The 17,400-nt window shown below is 49.4% G+C and carries 17 protein-coding genes; 2 read left to right on the top strand and 15 right to left on the bottom strand.

All coding sequences use genetic code 11. The features are described from left to right. Positions 1 to 2 precede the first annotated feature (2 nt). Positions 3 to 716 (bottom strand): GntR family transcriptional regulator, encoded by a 714-nt coding sequence (locus V1224_01015; protein ID WWR16067.1) that lies wholly within the window; start codon positions 714 to 716, stop codon positions 3 to 5. Continuing rightward, positions 713 to 1,642, bottom strand: coding sequence for a 4-(cytidine 5'-diphospho)-2-C-methyl-D-erythritol kinase (ispE, locus tag V1224_01010; GenBank protein ID WWR16066.1), 930 nt, complete (start codon positions 1,640 to 1,642; stop codon positions 713 to 715). Before ispE ends, V1224_01015 begins: the two co-directional genes overlap by 4 nt. A gap of 276 nt (positions 1,643 to 1,918) precedes the next feature. Here ispE and V1224_01005 point away from each other — a divergent pair, with 276 nt between their 5' ends. Then, positions 1,919 to 2,569 (top strand): hypothetical protein, encoded by a 651-nt coding sequence (locus tag V1224_01005; protein WWR16065.1) that lies wholly within the window; start codon positions 1,919 to 1,921, stop codon positions 2,567 to 2,569. 73 nt (positions 2,570 to 2,642) lie between these two features. On the opposite strand, the gene V1224_01000 is transcribed toward V1224_01005, so the two are convergent. The 5 genes from V1224_01000 to V1224_00980 all read right to left on the bottom strand — a co-directional run bounded on the left by V1224_01000 (position 2,643) and on the right by V1224_00980 (position 7,750). Further along, a complete protein-coding gene (locus V1224_01000) occupies positions 2,643 to 4,184 on the bottom strand; it encodes an SPOCS domain-containing protein (protein ID WWR16064.1) in 1,542 nt (513 codons plus the stop codon). Positions 4,185 to 4,284: 100 nt separating this feature from the next. Further along, positions 4,285 to 5,187: a dihydroorotate dehydrogenase gene (locus tag V1224_00995; protein ID WWR16063.1), complete on the bottom strand. Its 903-nt coding sequence runs from the start codon at positions 5,185 to 5,187 to the stop codon at positions 4,285 to 4,287. A gap of 1 nt (position 5,188) precedes the next feature. Further along, a complete protein-coding gene (locus V1224_00990; protein ID WWR17397.1) occupies positions 5,189 to 5,962 on the bottom strand; it encodes a dihydroorotate dehydrogenase electron transfer subunit in 774 nt (257 codons plus the stop codon). A 44-nt stretch (positions 5,963 to 6,006) separates the two neighbouring features. Next, positions 6,007 to 7,305 carry a dihydroorotase gene (locus tag V1224_00985; GenBank protein WWR16062.1) on the bottom strand — a complete coding sequence of 433 codons (1,299 nt, stop codon included), beginning with the start codon at positions 7,303 to 7,305 and terminating at the stop codon, positions 6,007 to 6,009. A 46-nt stretch (positions 7,306 to 7,351) separates the two neighbouring features. After that, a complete protein-coding gene (locus V1224_00980; GenBank protein ID WWR16061.1) occupies positions 7,352 to 7,750 on the bottom strand; it encodes a protease complex subunit PrcB family protein in 399 nt (132 codons plus the stop codon). 222 nt (positions 7,751 to 7,972) lie between these two features. On the opposite strand from V1224_00980, the gene V1224_00975 reads away from it, so the two are divergent. Further along, positions 7,973 to 8,707, top strand: a complete 735-nt coding sequence (locus V1224_00975; GenBank protein ID WWR16060.1) for a 1-acylglycerol-3-phosphate O-acyltransferase — start codon at positions 7,973 to 7,975, stop codon at positions 8,705 to 8,707. A gap of 3 nt (positions 8,708 to 8,710) precedes the next feature. Here V1224_00975 and murF read toward each other — a convergent pair whose 3' ends face one another. The 8 genes from murF to V1224_00935 all read right to left on the bottom strand — a co-directional run bounded on the left by murF (position 8,711) and on the right by V1224_00935 (position 17,271). Continuing rightward, a complete protein-coding gene (gene murF / locus V1224_00970) occupies positions 8,711 to 10,105 on the bottom strand; it encodes a UDP-N-acetylmuramoyl-tripeptide--D-alanyl-D-alanine ligase (protein ID WWR16059.1) in 1,395 nt (464 codons plus the stop codon). 47 nt (positions 10,106 to 10,152) lie between these two features. Further along, the gene (locus V1224_00965; GenBank protein WWR16058.1) at positions 10,153 to 11,181 is read right to left on the bottom strand and encodes a D-alanine--D-alanine ligase; all 1,029 of its coding nucleotides are present in this window, start codon (positions 11,179 to 11,181) and stop codon (positions 10,153 to 10,155) included. A 52-nt stretch (positions 11,182 to 11,233) separates the two neighbouring features. After that, positions 11,234 to 12,628: a glycoside hydrolase family 9 protein gene (locus V1224_00960; protein WWR16057.1), complete on the bottom strand. Its 1,395-nt coding sequence runs from the start codon at positions 12,626 to 12,628 to the stop codon at positions 11,234 to 11,236. A 58-nt stretch (positions 12,629 to 12,686) separates the two neighbouring features. After that, on the bottom strand, positions 12,687 to 13,859 hold the full coding sequence (locus V1224_00955) for an amidohydrolase (GenBank protein WWR17396.1): 1,173 nt from the start codon (positions 13,857 to 13,859) through the stop codon (positions 12,687 to 12,689). Between the two features lie 82 nt (positions 13,860 to 13,941). Further along, positions 13,942 to 14,214: a GIY-YIG nuclease family protein gene (locus V1224_00950; GenBank protein WWR17395.1), complete on the bottom strand. Its 273-nt coding sequence runs from the start codon at positions 14,212 to 14,214 to the stop codon at positions 13,942 to 13,944. A gap of 59 nt (positions 14,215 to 14,273) precedes the next feature. Then, positions 14,274 to 15,125 carry a peptidoglycan DD-metalloendopeptidase family protein gene (locus V1224_00945; protein ID WWR16056.1) on the bottom strand — a complete coding sequence of 284 codons (852 nt, stop codon included), beginning with the start codon at positions 15,123 to 15,125 and terminating at the stop codon, positions 14,274 to 14,276. Between the two features lie 65 nt (positions 15,126 to 15,190). Further along, positions 15,191 to 16,150 carry a SpoIID/LytB domain-containing protein gene (locus tag V1224_00940; protein WWR16055.1) on the bottom strand — a complete coding sequence of 320 codons (960 nt, stop codon included), beginning with the start codon at positions 16,148 to 16,150 and terminating at the stop codon, positions 15,191 to 15,193. 110 nt (positions 16,151 to 16,260) lie between these two features. After that, complete coding sequence (locus V1224_00935) at positions 16,261 to 17,271, bottom strand: hypothetical protein (protein WWR16054.1); 1,011 nt, start codon at positions 17,269 to 17,271, stop codon at positions 16,261 to 16,263. Positions 17,272 to 17,400: the final 129 nt, after the last annotated feature.

The raw sequence follows: 17,400 nt of genomic DNA, 5'->3' as shown, positions 1-17,400 counted from the left end.
ATTCAGCTGTGAGCCGATTCCACATTACCGCTGCCAGACCCCTGTTCATTTTTAATCTTCCTCATGATCGCTTCTTCCTGATTGCTGATATGCAGTCTCACGGCTTGCGCCGCTTTTTTCGCATCCTTTTCCATGATACTGTCAAACATACTTCTGTGTTCCTGTATGATCTGAGAATGCTTGCTCACATCTTTGATATATTCAAAGCGGTAACGGTACATCTGTTCGCCCAGATTGTTGACAAGCTGTCTCAGTCTGGCATTCCCGGAAGCCTCCACGAGCATATCATGAAATGCCACATCAGCGCTGGCAATCTCACTCGTATCCTTTGTCTTCATGGCAGTCTCCACCTGATTCAACCGTTTTTCCAATTCCGCTTTTGTCTCCTCTGTGATTCTCTCACAGGCGAGTGCGATTGCCAGTCCTTCCAGCGCCTGTCGTACTTCCAACACATCTTTGAGATTTTTTTCCGTGATGTTGGCAACCTGCGCGCCCCTGCGCGGAATCATTGTCACCAACCCTTCCAGTTCCAGTTTGCGGATTGCCTCCCGGATCGGTGTACGGCTGACACCGAGACGTTTTGCCAGATGGATCTCCATCAGGCGCTCCCCCGGTTTCAACTCTCCCGTCAATATCCCTTTTCGAAGTGTATTGAACACGACGTCTCTCAGAGGAAGAAACTCATTCATATTCACCTGTAAATTATCTTCTTTCATTTCTGCGCCCTCGTTGAAACTACAGTATCTTTCCCTTCCCCGCGCCTGCTTACTTCCACACAGGCACAGTCCGAGAATGTCGTCACAAAGAGCTGCTTCGCCAGCCCGCTCGCCGCGACTGCCTCACGGGCGTTATCCGCTGCCGCTTTCGTCTCAAAAACACCAAACACAGTCGGACCGCTGCCACTCATCAGCGCTGTCATCGCGCCGCTTTCTTTTAACAGATGTTTGATTTTCGAAATGACCGGATATTTCTTTTCTGTCACTGTTTCCAGTATATTCTCCATACGGCGGCACATGCCGCCCAGATCGCTGTTTTCGACTGCCAGTCTCACTCCGTCAATGTCCGGATGATGTGTGATTGTCTCCACATGCAGGTTTTCATATACATATTTTGTGGATACCGCAATCTCCGGTTTGGCAATCACAAGAAACGCCTCCGGCACCTGCGGCAGCGGCGTCAGCACTTCTCCAATCCCCTCGGAGAGCATCGTCCCGCCGACAATACAATACGGCACATCAGCCCCGATCTGAACTCCCAGCCGCTTCATCTCTTCAATATCCATGCCAAGCGCAAACAGTGCATTCAATCCATGGAATACGGCCGCAGCATCCGTGCTGCCGCCGGCCATCCCCGCCGCAACAGGGATTCTCTTTTTCAGGGAGATCGTGACTCCCCCCGGAAAAGGATGAACCTGTGATATGAGTGATGCCGCCTTCCAAATCAGATTATTTTCATCTGCCGGAAGCGTTTCATCGTCTACACGCAGGGTAATTCCTTCCTGCGCCCGCTCAAACGTCAGCTCATCAAACAGATTGATCGTCTGCATGATCATTTTTACCTGATGATACCCATTTTCCATACGGCGGACAACATCAAGTCCCAGATTCACTTTTGCCATTGCTTTTAAGATCAGTGTTTCCATCTGTCATATTTTCCTGTCTTTTGTTTGTACTTTGTATACATAAAACCGTACTCTATTATAGTCAATACATGATTGCTTGTCAAACCCCTTCCGGCGATCCTTCTTCATAAACACCGGAAAGAAGACACTCCCCTTTATGATCCCCTGCCAGAAAGAGGCAGGAAAAATATGTATCCCGCTATAAAAAATCAATTCCATCTTGCCGATATAAAAAATAGAAGTCGTACACAGAAAATATGATACAAAGCGTATCAACACAGACAAGGAGGTTAAGACATGAGTGTAAATGGAGTTACATCAGGAAATAGCGTAGATTACAGCGCTTATACGAATACAAGCGCTAAGAATACGGTTTCTGATCAGAAGACAGATGGATCTGCCGTAAAAAATGACACAACAGGTGTTGTCTATGATAAGACAGATACCACAAAGACGGAGTCTGCACAAAAGACATACAAACCGAATACGGCGCTTGTTGCCAAATTAAAAGCAGATGCAGAAGCAAGAATCAACCAGATGCAGAGTCTGGTGGAAAAGCTGTTCACAAAGCAGGGCAATACGTTCGGTATCGCAAATGACAAGGACAGCATGTGGAAATTCCTGGCCGGCGGCAACTTTACGGTAGACGCTGCAACAAAAGCACAGGCACAGGCTGACATCGCGGAAGACGGATACTGGGGAGTCAACCAGACATCCGACCGCATTCTTGACTTTGCAAAAGCACTCTCCGGTGGTGATCCTGATAAGATGGAAGAGATGAAAGAGGCTTTTATCAAAGGCTTTAAACAGGCAACCGGTGCCTGGGGCAAAGATCTTCCGGGTATTTCTTCCAAGACTTATGATGCTGTCATGGAGAAATTCGACAAATGGAGCGAAGAGTCCAAGAAGACAGACGCTGTACAGGACGTGACACAGTCACAGGCATAATTGAAAGTCATTGATACAAAACAGGGGAGCGGCAAATCCGCTCCCCGTTCTTTTACCTTTCCGGTTTCCTTTTCTATCTCACGATCAGCACTTTCTCCCCCGCTTTCAGCACATCAGTACTTAAATGATTCATCTCTCGTATCTGTTCCAGAGGCACATAGTATTTCTTGCCAAGATTCCAGAGATCATCTCCTTCTCTGGCAACATAGACGACAATACCCGGAAGATCTTTCATCACTTCCATGTCCGGCTCCTCGATGGAAATGTCGGTGATCGTTTCCTCCTCCATACTGCAGAAACCAAGCAGACCAAACCCAATCACAGCTTTAATATCCAGCTCCCCGCTGCTGAGTCCGGACACCGCAAACTGCTCCAGCGTCGGCATTACGTCATAGCTGCAGGCATCACTGAGGCCAGCCGCCGGAAGTTCATACTGGAAAGGCAGCTCAGTCTGGAAAGAAGCCAGGCCTTTTCCCTCACCTGCCAGATACAATACTTCTACCGTCAGCGTTCCCGCCAGCTCCACGCCCTCCGGCGTCAATTCCATAGTCTCTATCACAGCCTCCCCTCTGCTGTGGCAGATTTCTGCAATGTCCGGGATACCGGCCGGAAGTTTCACCTGCTCTGTCACTTTTGTCTTCCCGGAAGTGCGCAGCAGCAGACGGCTGAGACTGCTCTGTTTCTTGATCGCCTGCACATCTTTCGATACGCCGTACACATCGCTGAGCGCTTCGATCTGCTCTTCCTCATACAGCTTGATGTCCAGATCAAGAACCAGATCAAGACAAGCCACACGTTCCTCCCCGTCAAAATCCGCTCTCACTTCGATCTCACTGTGGCTGATCTGCCAGGAAATATCCGGTATCATCAGTTCACTGCTTCCCTGACACTCTATTGTCTCTTTGAACGGTATCGTTTTTTCAAAGCATTTCAGCGGACGATCCTCCCCTTCTCCCTCATAGAGGAGAAAGACCTGTATCTCACCCTGTGCCGTGATCTGTTCCTGCTGCGCTTCAAAATTCATACCTGAAATGCGCACTTCCTCCCAAATAATCTCAAAAATATTGGGAAAACTCTGCGGCATCTCGATCTCTTCCTTAAACCGCAGAATATCTTTTTTCTGAATGGCGATCTCTGCGATCGTCAGCAGATGTTTCTTCGTCTCAATCGGTTCCTCATGATATAATTCCACTGCCATTTCTTCATCATACAGCTCTTCCACACAAAGATCTAGGGAAAGCAGCGCACGCATACTCAGCTTTCTGGAATTAACCATATCGATACTCAAGTCTTCCAGTTTGGACCGTATCTCTACATTGTCCCCATTCTGCACACCGTCCATGTACACCTGTTCCTCAAACGGAAGCTGACCGTCGATCCGGCTTACCGCCCCATCCGCCGTCACATACAGGATATGAAATTCGACTTTCCCTTTCACATTGACATGGTCTTCCGATGTTTTGATTTCGTCAGTCTTCACTTCCCCTTTCTGCAAAATGATCCGCTCCATGTCCGGCTTCTGATCCGGCACGTTTCTGTCATCCTCCAATGTGATCTGTGTTGCTGCCTTACACTTTATACGATCCATATGTATATTTTTTTTCACCAATTCCATAAAAATACCTCCCTGCGTCTCCTTACACTAAGGTATGAAACAGGAAGGTCCTTTATTCCTGAAGCTCGCAAGACAAAGCTCCATATTTTAATTCAGCCGCTTAGTTCACGCAGCCGATGAGCTCATGGACATCTTCTATGCCATATCGGCGCATATATGCCTCAATGCCGTCAATCACTTCCGTGCAGGCACAGGGATTGATAAAATTCATCGCCCCCACACTGACCGCCGTCGCTCCGGCCATCAGAAATTCCACCGCATCTTCACCGCTCGCAATTCCTCCCATGCCGATAATCGGTATCTTCACCGCCTTGGCACACTGGTATACCATCCGCACTGCGACCGGTTTGATAGCAGGACCGGACATCCCGCCTGTCTTGTTGGCTAACACAAACTTTCTTTTATGAATATCGATCTTCATTCCGGTAATCGTGTTGATGAGCGAAAGCGCATCGGCCCCGGCCGCCTCCGCAGCCCTGGCCATCTCCGTAATATCGGTCACATTGGGACTCAGCTTCATAATCACAGGCTGGCGGGCCTTTTTCCTGATCTGTGAGGTAATATCATACAGCGCGTCTGCGCTTTGTCCGAAGGCAATGGCGCCTTCCCTGACATTCGGACAGGAGACATTGATCTCCAGCATGTCCGTCTTTGTATCTCCGAGTTTCTCCACGACATCCAGATACTCCTCCACGGTCTTCCCGCACACATTGACGATCACTCTCGTATTAAACTGTTCCAGAAATGCAAGATCCCGTTCGATAAAAACTGCTACACCCGGATTCTGTAAGCCAATGGCATTGAGCATACCTCCGTATACTTCCGCGATACGGGGCGTGGGGTTACCCGGCCACGGCGTGGAGGCCACGCCTTTTGTCACGACAGCGCCCAGCCGGTTCAAATCTATAAATTCCCCATATTCCATACCGGAGCCAAAGGTTCCGGAGGCTGTCATCACCGGATTTTTAAATGTTATGCCTGCAATCGTTACTTCCGTATTCATTTCAAATATCCACCTCTCCCGCTTCGAACACCGGTCCATCCGTACAGATTCTTGCATTGTTCACATGAGAATGCCCGTCCTTCTTCGTTGTTTTGCATACGCAGCCGAGGCAGGCGCCAACGCCGCACGCCATGCGCTCTTCCAGTGAAAGATAAGCCCTGATCCCGACATCCTGCGCATACGCTTTTACAGCCCGCAGCATTGGCATCGGTCCGCAGGCATAGATCACATCCGCCGTAAGTCCCTGCGCAGCGATGGCGTCCATCACATTTCCTTTCGTCCCCTCACTGCCATCTTCCGTAGCAGCATAAAAGGTCCCATATTGTTCAAAATCTTCTTTTAAAAACAGATGCCTGTCCCGGTACCCGGCGATCACTGTTTTCTCTCCCGTCAGCTCTTTCGCAAGCTGTAACATCGGGGGAATCCCGATCCCGCCGCCGATGAGAAAGGTTCGCCTTCCTTCTGCCGCCTCAAGCAAAAACCCGTTGCCAAGCGGTCCCATAACAGCAATGGTATCCCCCTGCCGGTAAGAAGCAAACTCTCTTGTCCCCTTGCCTGCAATCCGGTACACGATACGCAGCCGTTCCCCTTCCCGATCGGTCTCGCATATACTGATCGGCCTCGGCAGAAGCGTACTCTCCGCCTGCGGATAGACGGCAATAAACTGTCCTGGTCTGGCAGAAACCGCCAGACTTGTCCTGATCCACATATCAAAAATATCCGGCGCCATCTCTTTCTGAGAGAGGACTGTGCCCCATTCCTTCTTCTTTTGCATCATAGATCTTCCTTTCTGTCTCCGCTCATTTGTTGATGCTCGTTTTATTTCTGCTCATCCTGTTCCTCTCGATAGACGAAATTTCCATCGCAGATCGTCGCTTTGACTTTTCCGCTGACCTGTCTGCCTGTAAACGGAGAATTGCACGATTTGGACGCGAATTTCTCTATCGCGTGACAGCGCTCCGGATCGAAGATTACAAAATCAGCCGGTCCGCCTTCAGACACATATCCCCGGTCGAACCCATACAGTTTCGCCGGATTCCATGTCATCTTTTCCAGCAGCTCCATCATTGTCAGACAGCCGTCCTTCACCAGCGTTGTAATTCCAAGAGACAATGCGGTCTCCAGCCCGATGATCCCGCTTGGCGCTTCTGTGATCGCTCTCTCCTTCTCCTGTCTGCTGTGAGGCGCATGATCGGTGGCAATCAGATCAATCGTTCCGTCCCGAAGCCCCTCGATAATCGCCAGTCTGTCCGTCTCCTGCCTGAGCGGAGGATTCATTTTTGCAAGCGTACCATAGCGGATGACATCCTCCTCCGTCAGCGTAAAATGATGCGGCGTCGCCTCCGCGTGAACGGAAATGCCATCCGCCTTTGCCCGGCGCACAAGCGCAACCGCCTCTTTGGAACTGATGTGCTGGATATTGATGACAGCGCCGGTCCGCCGCGCCAGCGCAATATCCCGTTCTACCATATCGATCTCCGCTGCCCTGCCCGAGCCGCCGATGCCGTAATGATCCGCTGCCCGCCCGGCATTGATGCCATTCTCCGAGATGAAACAGGGATTTTCTTCGTGAAAGCTGAGAACAGCGCCCAGGACCGCTGCCTCCTCCATCGCCTGCCGGGCCATGGCATGGTCTACGATCGCTTTCCCGTCATCTGTAAATCCGGCAGCCCCGGCCTGCAATAATTCTGACATATTTGTCAGTTCTTTTCCCTTCATCCCCTTTGTGACCGCGCAGCAGCTCTCCACATGGATTCCCGTACGGCTGCCCTTTTCCAGAACATAGGAAAGTGTCTGCGCATTATCCACAACCGGGTCCGTATTGGCCATCAGTACGACCGTCGTAAAGCCGCCTCTGGCCGCTGCCCGGCTCCCGCTCAGAATGTCTTCTTTATACGTATAGCCGGGATCACGGAAATGCACATGTACATCGATCAGTCCCGGCGCCACAATAGCTCCCGCAGCATCGTACTGCTCAAGCTCCGGCATATGCAAAAGTTCCTTCCATTCCTGCGCGCTGCCGATGCGCACGACTTTCCTTCCCTCGATCAGAATATCTTTCTGCGCGTCCTGTCCGGACCGTGGGTCCAGTAAATGTCCGTTTTTTATCAGAAGCATTTCCCGCTCTCCTTTGTCTTTCCTCTGCATGTTATGTATTGAAAGTTTACTCAAATACAACCGTTTTATCCAGCTTCTCCAGCTTCACGACGATGTAGGGATAAGACGGACTCTTTTCCTTCGCTTCCTCCGCCGACGGCCCAAGCAGATTCGTGTGGATATAAATGGCATTCTCCGTCTCATAAAGCTCTGTCACCGAAATACTGTAACCGCCTGTCGGCTGCTTGCCATAGCCGACACAGATGTACATGCTGTTCTCATCCATAAAGGTCAGCTTAAAGCTCTCCTCTTTTTTGCCCTCCACAATCGTTTGCAGTTCTTCCGGAAGTTCCTGCTCCGGCACTACCGTAAACTTCAGATCCTGCAGCTTTTTTGTTCTGCCCTGCTCCTCGCCGCATCCCATGAGCAAAATCGTCATCAGTACAACCAGTGCCGTCTGTATCATTTTTCGGTCCATATTTCCACTTCTGTCTGTTTTTTCTATCCAATATATGGAATTTGCGTTATCTTTATGTCAGAGACAGTGCCTTTCCATGAATGAAATAAATATACAAAATTATCAGTATGTATATTTAAAATCTGGAATCCGTTGCACATTACTGCCCACTTGGATATAATAAAAAGGTACGCAAAACGCGGTTTATTCCGCCTGAGGAGGTTTTTTTACATGTTTCGTTTTCTTATGACGGCAGGTTTCGTGGTTCTCTTTTTAATCTTCAGTATCCCACTGCTTATCATTGAATGGGTGATTGGAAAATACAATCCGAAATTAAAAGACAGAAGCTGTCAGAAGATCGTCCAATGGGCATTTTCCACGTGCACATCTCTCGCCGGTGTCCAGGTGGATTACATCGGTCTCGAACATATTCCGGAAGAAGGCTCTTTTCTCTATGTCAGCAACCACAGGAGCTACTTCGACATTGTACTTACTTATCTTTGCTTTCCCCGGCCCACCGGCTATGTGGCAAAGGTTGAGATGGGCAAAATTCCTCTGCTCTCCACATGGATGAGCAATATCCACTGCCTCTTTCTTGACCGTAAAAACATCAAGGAAGGTATGAAATCGATCGTAAAAGGGATCAACGAGATCAAGTCCGGCACTTCGATCTGTATTTTTCCCGAGGGAACCCGGGGCACGGAGCCGGATCAGGTTTTGCCGTTCCATGAAGGAAGTTTCCGCATCGCGGAAAAGGCAAAATGTCCGATTATCCCGATCAGTATTACAAACTCCGCTGCTGTCTGGGAAGATCACCTGCCTTTTATGAGAAAAGCGCATGTGATCATTGAGTTCGGAGAACCGATTCTCCTGGACACACTTTCCAAAGAAGATCGGAAATTCCTGGGCGCCTACGTGAGAAAGCTCATTTTAAATATGAATTTCAAGAATAAGGCCATGATCTGATCTTCAGCTTTTCTTTTGATCCAGCATCTTTATAATTCTGGAAAACTGCATACTGTGTGACGCCTTGACAAGCGCTGTGATATGATAGGAAAACAGATTTTCGTTTTCCAGTTTGCAAAGCAGCGCTTCCAATGTCTCGAAGTAGAGGACGAATGTATTATTCATTGTCCTCTCTTTTGCTTTACAGGCTCCCTGATACAGATAACGCGCCAGCCTGCCGACACAGATCAGACCGGTGATCTTTTTTTCCACCGCATAGGCTCCGATTTCCCGGTGATACTGTGCTTCATTCTCACCAAGCTCTCCCATGTCGCCCAGGACAGCGATCGTCTTGCCGCTCACACGGCTGAGCATATCGAGCGCCGCCCGCATGGATACCGGATTGGCATTGTAGCAGTCATCAATCAGCGTCAGACTCCCGTATGTGACGATATTACTGCGGCCGCCTACTGGCGTTACCGCGGCGATCCCGGCGGCAATCTCTGCCTCCGTCAGCCCATACTGTTCCCCGATCGCTGTTGCAGCCAGTGCATTCCGTATCATATGTTCCCCGGGCAATGGGATCTCTGCCAAAAAGCGGCCGCCGTCTCTGCAGATCATCACATCACAGCCTGACAGCCCGTGATCCTCCGTCACTTCCGCATAATAATCATTCTGATGCCCCAGACCGAACCGCACCGGCCTTTTATGTTTCACCCGCTCGATCGTCCGCAGCATATCATCATCTCCGTTGACATATACCGTGCTCTCTTCACTGGCATACTCAAAAATTTCGGATTTTGCCTGTAAAATCCCCTGCCGGGATTTCAAAAATTCAAGGTGACACTCTCCGATATTCGTTATGACACAAGTGTCAGGTTTTGCCATTTTACTCAGTCGGCGCATTTCTCCGAAATGATTGATGCCCATCTCCAGCACGGCGATCTCGTGTTCCCTGCGAATGCGCAGAAGTGTCAGCGGCACCCCTATTTCATTGTTATAGTTGCCTTCCGTCTTCAGTACGCAGTATTTTTGCGCCAGCACACTGGCTATCAGCTCTTTCGTACTCGTTTTCCCCACACTGCCGGTGATCCCGACTACGGGGATGTGCAATGTACTCCGATAATACTCCGCCACCTCTTTCAGCGCCTGAAAGGAATCCGCAACCTGAATAAAATTTCCCTCGATTCCGTCCGGGAGCGATTCACAGATGACACAGGCAGCCCCTTTCTCAAAGACATCAGCAATAAAACTGTGTCCGTCCACCCGTTCTCCTTTTGTGGCGATAAAACAATAGTCTTTTTCCACCAGACGCGAATCAAGTACTACGCCTTCCACTTCCCTCTGTCTGTCTTCTTCCTTTCCCTTATAAATACCGCCGCACGCCTTCGCGATACGCTCCAGTGTCATATTCTCCATCCTGCACTCCCCTGTTCCCATTCCATTCTCACTGATCAGACACAATGTTATTGCTTTCTGAGCGACACTTCGATCAGATGCTCACACAAACTTTCAAAGTCCATCCCCGCCGCCTGTGCCTCCTGCGGCAAGAGAGATGTCGGTGTCATACCGGGCAATGTATTTGCCTCCAGGCAGAAGATCTCGCCTTTTTCATTCATCATAAAATCCACGCGGGCATACGCCTTCAGCCGCAGCGCCCGGAATACAGCCTCCGCCGCCCGGCCCATCTTCTCCTCTGTCTCTGCCGGTATCTCGGCAGGGCAAGTCTCGATCGTACTGCCCGGCTGATATTTGTTTTTATAATCATAAAAACCCTGTAGCGGCGCGATCTCAATGACTGGCAGCGCCTTTCCCTCGATGACGCCCACCGAAAACTCCCGGCCCCTGATATACTGTTCCACTAAGATCTCACGCTCATATGTATAGGCTTCTTTTTTTGCCGCCTGATATTCCTGTTCATTCCCGCACAGATAGACGCCAACACTGGAACCCCCGCTGCATACCTTTACCACACAGGGAAATGTGACTGCTTCTTTTTCTTCCTCGCCCTGCTTCAGCGCAAATCCCTGCGGAGTCGGAATTCCATTTTGGAAAAACAGCTCTTTGGCCAACGTCTTATTCATGGCAAGCGCACTGCTCACATAATCGGCACCCGTATATTTGATGCCCATGAGATCAAACGCCGCCTGGATTTTGCCATTCTCTCCATTTTCCCCGTGAAGCGCCAGGAACACAATATCTGCCTGCTGGCAGAGAGCAATCACATGCGGCCCGAAAAAATTCTTTTCTCCGTCCGGCCGCATCGCCCTGATCTGATCAAGATCCGGATTTTTATCATTAATTGTTCCGGTTTCTGCCGTCAATTCCCTGCTCATTTCAAATATATCTGTCAGGTCTCCTTCATACCCAAGATAGACATCAAGCAGCAGAGCCTGATGTCCCCGGCGGCAGAGAGCCTGATAGATCATTTTCCCGGAACATAACGACACATCTCTCTCCGGGCTGATCCCCCCGGCCAACACGACTATTTTCATCTGATTTCCTCCTGATATTCCTGCTACACTTTTATCATCACAGCCGTCTCTCTTATCCATTACTGAGCAGTTCACTCATCATAAAAAGAAACGCCGTATTTTCGACCGGGTTCTTCATTATATCATCGGTCTGCATCTCCTGCCCCTCCCAGTATGATACATGGCAGACGCTGTCCGGATTACGGCCCATCAGATAGTGAAAATGATTCTCGATCACAATATTATATTCATGATTGGTAATCACATGATTGACAATACAGATACGCATCATTTGCTGCAGAATCTCTCTTCTGTCCACCCGTTCCGTTTCTCCATAGACAAGAAGACTATTCTGCTTTGACACTTCCGCGATCTCTTCTGCTTCCTCCATGATCTTTCTGATAATCGCATCGCAAAGTTCCACATCCACTTTACTCTTTGTATTCATATAAGTGACCCCTCCGAAAAATTCCGGATCGGATAACTTCTCTTCCTTTGCAACACTGTTCCCCAAGTATTCTTCTGCCAGTCCCAGGTATTGCCTGCCGCCTGTCACCCGGTACAGCTCAGCCGCCGCAAAAGCGATCAGGCCGTCGGACACCGACAGATCTTTATTCGCATTCTTCCAGGCAGTCTCCGCCGCCTTCAGGCATTCACCCGCAAAGGCTGTGTCAAAACTTTTTGTCAGATAGGCATACTTCGCCAGAGTCGCGGCCCGGTATCCGCATACGATGCCATCAGTCTCTTCCTCCTGCGCAGCCTGATCGATCAGCCACTCCACCTCATAGCGGCATTCATCCAGAACATCCGGTATCCCATTGCCGCTCTCCGAAATGTCAGTATCATCCGTATATACTTCGGGAAACATCTCATAAGAAAACAGAAGCTGGCAGATACTGAGACAGGCACTGATCTCTTTTTCCGCCCCGGTTTCCTGCATCTGCCATCCGCCGCCACCGGTTTCTGTGCTCCTCATACCATGCAATTTCTCAAAGGCCCGCAGATAGAGAGAATAATACAGATTGTCATGGATAATAAACGGATACGACTCCCCGTATCTGTCTACCTGAATATAATAATCGCCCGGTTTTCTGAAATCAGAGAACTCGCCATAACTGTCAAATTCTCCGAGAGTATCCCCGTCGGTGCTCTTTTTCTTTACCTTACCGGTGTATACGACCTCACGTGTCTTTGCATCCCGCAGTGTAAAGGTGTCCGGCAGCTCCTTCCCATGAAAGATCACCGTTTTTTCGCTTCCGGGTTCATAGCCAAAGCAATCCGTCAGCACATTTGGTCTGGCCGCCGGCACTTCATAGGACACTTCTGCCTCCCCGCCTTGCGGCCCAAACCCATATTCCGTTGTTCCCAGCGCATAATCCGCACCGCCTCCGCTGCAACCGGTCAGAACGAGACACAGACAAAGCGCCGTTATTCTCCTTGCTATCCAAACAATTCTTCTTCGTTTCATTGTTATAGTATACTATTTTTACTACATTTGGTAAAGACCACAAAATCACTTCCTAAGGCTAAAACCCTTCCTTCCTGTACACGATCCTGCCGTCGATCACTGTCATCATTGTGTTCGTAAACACTTCCATCGGATTCCCGTCAAACACTGCAATATCTGCGTCTTTTCCTTCCTCCAGACTGCCGACGCGGTCGGATACACCAACGATCTCCGCCGCATTGCTCGTGATAGCCCGCAGCCCTTCCATCATGGGCAGTCCGGCCTTGACTGCCAGTCCCGCACAGATCGGAAGCGAGGCGATGATCGAGACCGGATGATCTGTGGTGATCGCTACTTTGACACCGGCAGCGCTCAGGATTCCTGCCGTCTTAAACGCCATATTCTGGACTTCGATTTTGCTGCGGCTGGCCAGATCAGGACCGACAATCGCCGAAAACCCGGATTCTTTGATCTCCTCAGCAATCAGATGTCCTTCACTGCAGTGATCAAGTGTCATCGAAAGGCCAAATTCCCTGGCGATGCGGATAGCTGTAAAAATATCATCCACTCTGTGCACATGAGCTTTCAGCGGAATCTTTCCTTCCAGCACAGGCAGCCATGCCTCATAGTGAAAATCCCGCTCAAACCCAGCCTCCTCCCCTTCCGCTCTTTTCTTCCGGTAGGCGGCTGCCTTTGTCAGCTCTTCCCGCAGCATGGCGGCAACGGCCATCCGGGTGGACGGAGACTTCCCCTGTCCGCTGTAATTGACCTTGGGATTTTCCCCGAATGCAATCTTCATTGCCGCAGGCGCCTTTACGATCAGATCATCGATCCGCCTGCCCTTTGTCTTTACGAAAGCAAACTGTCCGCCGACAACGTTCGCACTGCCCGGTCCGATCATTGCCGAAGTAATGCCTGCGCGCACGGCATCGTCAAACGCGGCATCCATGCTGTTGATCGCATCGACAGCCCGAAGCTGTGGCGTGAGCGGATCTACCGTCTCATTACAGTCATCCCCTTCCATCCCCTTTTTCTCCTCTGTGATTCCCATATGGCAGTGTGCCTCGATGATACCGGGCATGACCCAGCACCCAGCCGCGTCAATATAGATGTCTGTTTTCCGTTCCTCTTTCGTCCTCTGATCCTCCTCGCAGATACTTTCATACGTAAAGTCCTGCCCGACTCTGCGGATCTTCCCGTTCTCTATGGCGATACATCCTCGCTCCAACCTTTCCGGCATCGTTCCGGCCATCGGGTATAAAGTTCCGTTCGCAATAAAAAGCATACTATCACCTCTTTCTGTCAGTGAAGTAGTATGCTTCTTTTTTTTCATATTATTCTGTTTTATTGCCATCACGAAGATCCACTTTGCGCAGCAGATCCTCTTTTTCTTTCCTCGTGTATTGCTTGACTTCGTATTCTCTTCTCATAGCCTCCTGCCTGGTGGCAAATGTCTCATAATAGACAAGTCTGACCGGGGTGCGGCTCTTTGTGTATTTCGCTCCCTTTTTCGCATTGTGGGCGCGAACCCGTTTATCCAGATCATTTGTCCATCCTGTATACAGACTTCCATCACTGCATTCTACGATATAGGTATAACAAGCCATCTCTTTATCCTTTGTGCACACAATCTGTTGATTGCAGTCTCTTTTTCTGTCAGATGTTTCTATTCCAGACTGTTGAGCGGATTGACCGGCACTCCATCCTTTGTCAGTTTGAAATATACGTTGGGGCCTTCCACACTATAATATTTCGTTGGAGCCGCTACCACACCGAGCACATCCCCGGCGCTCACGACATCCCCCTGCAATACTATAATATCCTCTAACTGTCCGTAGGTCAACTCATATCCATTGCCGATGTCTACCGTCACTCCGCGCCCGATCTCCGCATCCTCAAACACAGAGAGCACTTTTCCATCAGCGGAAGCCGTAATGTTTTCTCCCTCTGATGCCGCAATGATAATGGCAGGGCTGTATTTATACTGCTGCAGCGTCGGGAAATAAACGGTCTTATCCATACTGTAATTGATCAGTACGTTACCCGCTACCGGCCAGCCAAGGTTGTCCTTTTCATGGAAAGACAGCGCCCTTGTCGCTTCCATAGATGCGGTCTCCATAGCGTCCTCCGCTGCCACATTGTCTGTCAGCTCCGTATCCTCCATGGCCTCTCTGGCAATATCTCTGTTTGCGCTCTCTGCCTCCGGACTTTCGCTCTCTTTTTTCTCATCCTCTTTTTCAGCGCTCCATGTATTCTCTACATCACCGGAAGAGGCCTCCTGGAAATTCGGATCATAGTCCAGATCATCGCCTTTCGCCGTGTCGGCCTGTGCTTCTTCCTCCACCGACTGGGCAATCTCTTTTGTCTTATCCTCCGTCTTTTTCTCCAAAGTGCTCATGTCAACGATATAACCGTCTTTTTCTGCCTCATTCTTTTCTTTCACATAAAAACCGGTCATAGTCAGAGCAGTCAGGACAAATACCGAAGAAACTAACATAATAATTCTTTCTTTTCTCATCGTGGAACGATGTCTTCTCATGCTTATCACCTCATCCCTAGTCTTACCACTTCCGGTCGCTTTATTCAGTTTTTTACAATTTCACATTCGGCAAAAAAATATTGCAATATTTCCTGATAATCCTTTCCTTCCGCCGCCATCTGGCCTGCCGTATAAAGGCTCATGCCAAGGCCGTGTCCTACCCCTTTTGTGATAATATGCAGCTCCTTTTCTTTCTCCTCAATCGTAAAACAGGCAGAGGCAAGTGACAGCGCTTCACGAAATGTTTCTCCTGAAACTGTTTTCCCGTTCCAGACAGCCTGTTTCACATATCCCGCACTGTCTGTTTCCAGTGCGACCTCCTGCCATACGATCTCTTCCCCGGTCTCAAAGAGTTGTTGCAACAGTCGTTGATATTCCTTCTCGCTGACGATCGTTTCCTGCCGGTAATCTGCTGCGAACACATCCTGTCCACAGGCGACAGTCTTTAAATATGGAAAATTCTTTGTTCCGGAAATCTCGTCCGCATCTCTCGTCTGTCCGGCACTGACCGGAAAAAAAGGCAGCTCCACCGGCGCTCCGTGATAACAGAGCGTCTGTCCCTCTGTGGCCTCGACCGCGGCTTTCAGCCTCCCATACTGTTTTTCGTAATCGTCTCCCCATTTCTCATTCATTTCTTCCCTTGTCAGACTTGCCTGACATAATGTCTCATATGAAATCTCACTGCTGCCCTCTTCCCCCGACATCCACTCTACATTGGTTCGCAGGATCACCGCCTGCGCCTTGCACGCTTCCGGTGCGAAATCGTCCGGTACGCTGACCGCCAAAGCGCCGATCAGATATTCTCCCAGCGGAATCTTTTCCCGCCCCGCCGCGCTTTCTCTGACGATCGTATGATTACTTTCACTCGATTTGATGCCATCAGCAGAAAATCTGCCATGAAAAAACAGATAACAGACGGTCAGTCCCACAAAAAAAAGAACTGCTGCCGATGATTTTGCAGAATCGGATACAGTTCTTTTTTTGTTTCTGCGAATTCGTCTCATGAAAATCCTCAGTCAAACAGCTTTCTGTCCTATTATATGAGATTTCCGGAGATTTTTATTCATTTCTCTTAGTTTTAGTTTTTTGTTTGCTATTACATATTATTATATATTTATTTTGCCATATCTACATGCTGCACCGTGCCTACTCCGCCGTTTTCATACAGAAAAATACCTGTACTGCGAATGACGCCGTTTGTCTGGTTATCCCGCAGAGAATTCAGTGAAAAATTTGTAGACTGGTTTTTCAGACAGATCGCACCGATCCCCTTATCGGAAATATGATAGAGCTGGTCTTTTCCGTTCTCGTCTTTCGTCCAGATCAGCAGCTTGCTCCATATCTCGTCATTCTCATCAATCCAGCCGTTGCCGTCGCTGTCGTATTGCGCCAGATCTTCAAACCCATTGCCAGACTGAGGCCCGAATAATTCATTGCCGTCATTGATCTTTCCGTCGCCGTTTTTGTCCAATGCCAGATAACCGCTCCCCGCATTCAACTGGGAAACGCGATCTAAAATGCCATCGCCGTCAATGTCAAACAGGAACTTCTGATCGGATACCGAAGCGATATTGCTGTCCAGATTGATCACAAGCGGATCGCACATACTCACATTCCGGTACATCATCTCATAGCTCTGTTCATACGTATACTGAAAGCTGCGGCTCATCTCCATATCCAGATTAAAAGTGATCTCTCTGCCGTCCGCAGTCACCACCTTGCCCGTTGTCTGGAAGGATGTCGCCTCTTCCTCCATATAGGTCTCTTTGAAAGAGTATGATAATTTGGTCGTCGAAACTGTCGGCATGGAGAGATCTCCACTGTCCGGCATACCGGCAGGACGTCTGTTCTGACTCCCTGAGAAAAGCCCCATCAAAAACTGGATACACTGCTGCCTGATCCTGTCAAGCGCCTCCAGTTCATTTCTGTTGGAAATCTTCGTAATACCGGTAGAGCGGAATCTGTTTCGCAGAGACATCTGCTCCTCCTCGCTCATTCCCTTGCCGGTCTTTTTCTCTTCTGCACCGTCTCCTAATAACATGCCGCGGAAATTCAGGCTTCCTTCCCTTTTTTCCAGGCCGCCAGTATATGTCTGGCTAGTAAAAGCAGAGGTTTTTCTTCTCACAGAAGTATACCTCCTCGCGGATTCCATTCCTATTGTGCTGGAACTAATGCGCAATCTTACCCCCATTCCCTGATGTCCCGATTCCGTGGCTTCCCTCCCTGTCCTCCTGCGAAAAAAATGGTATCTGAC

Source organism: Lachnospiraceae bacterium JLR.KK008 (assembly GCA_037015955.1).
Classification (GTDB): domain Bacteria; phylum Bacillota; class Clostridia; order Lachnospirales; family Lachnospiraceae; genus VSOB01.
The sequence above is the reverse complement of the archived record's forward strand: the minus strand, read 5'-3'. Positions and strand labels throughout refer to the sequence as shown.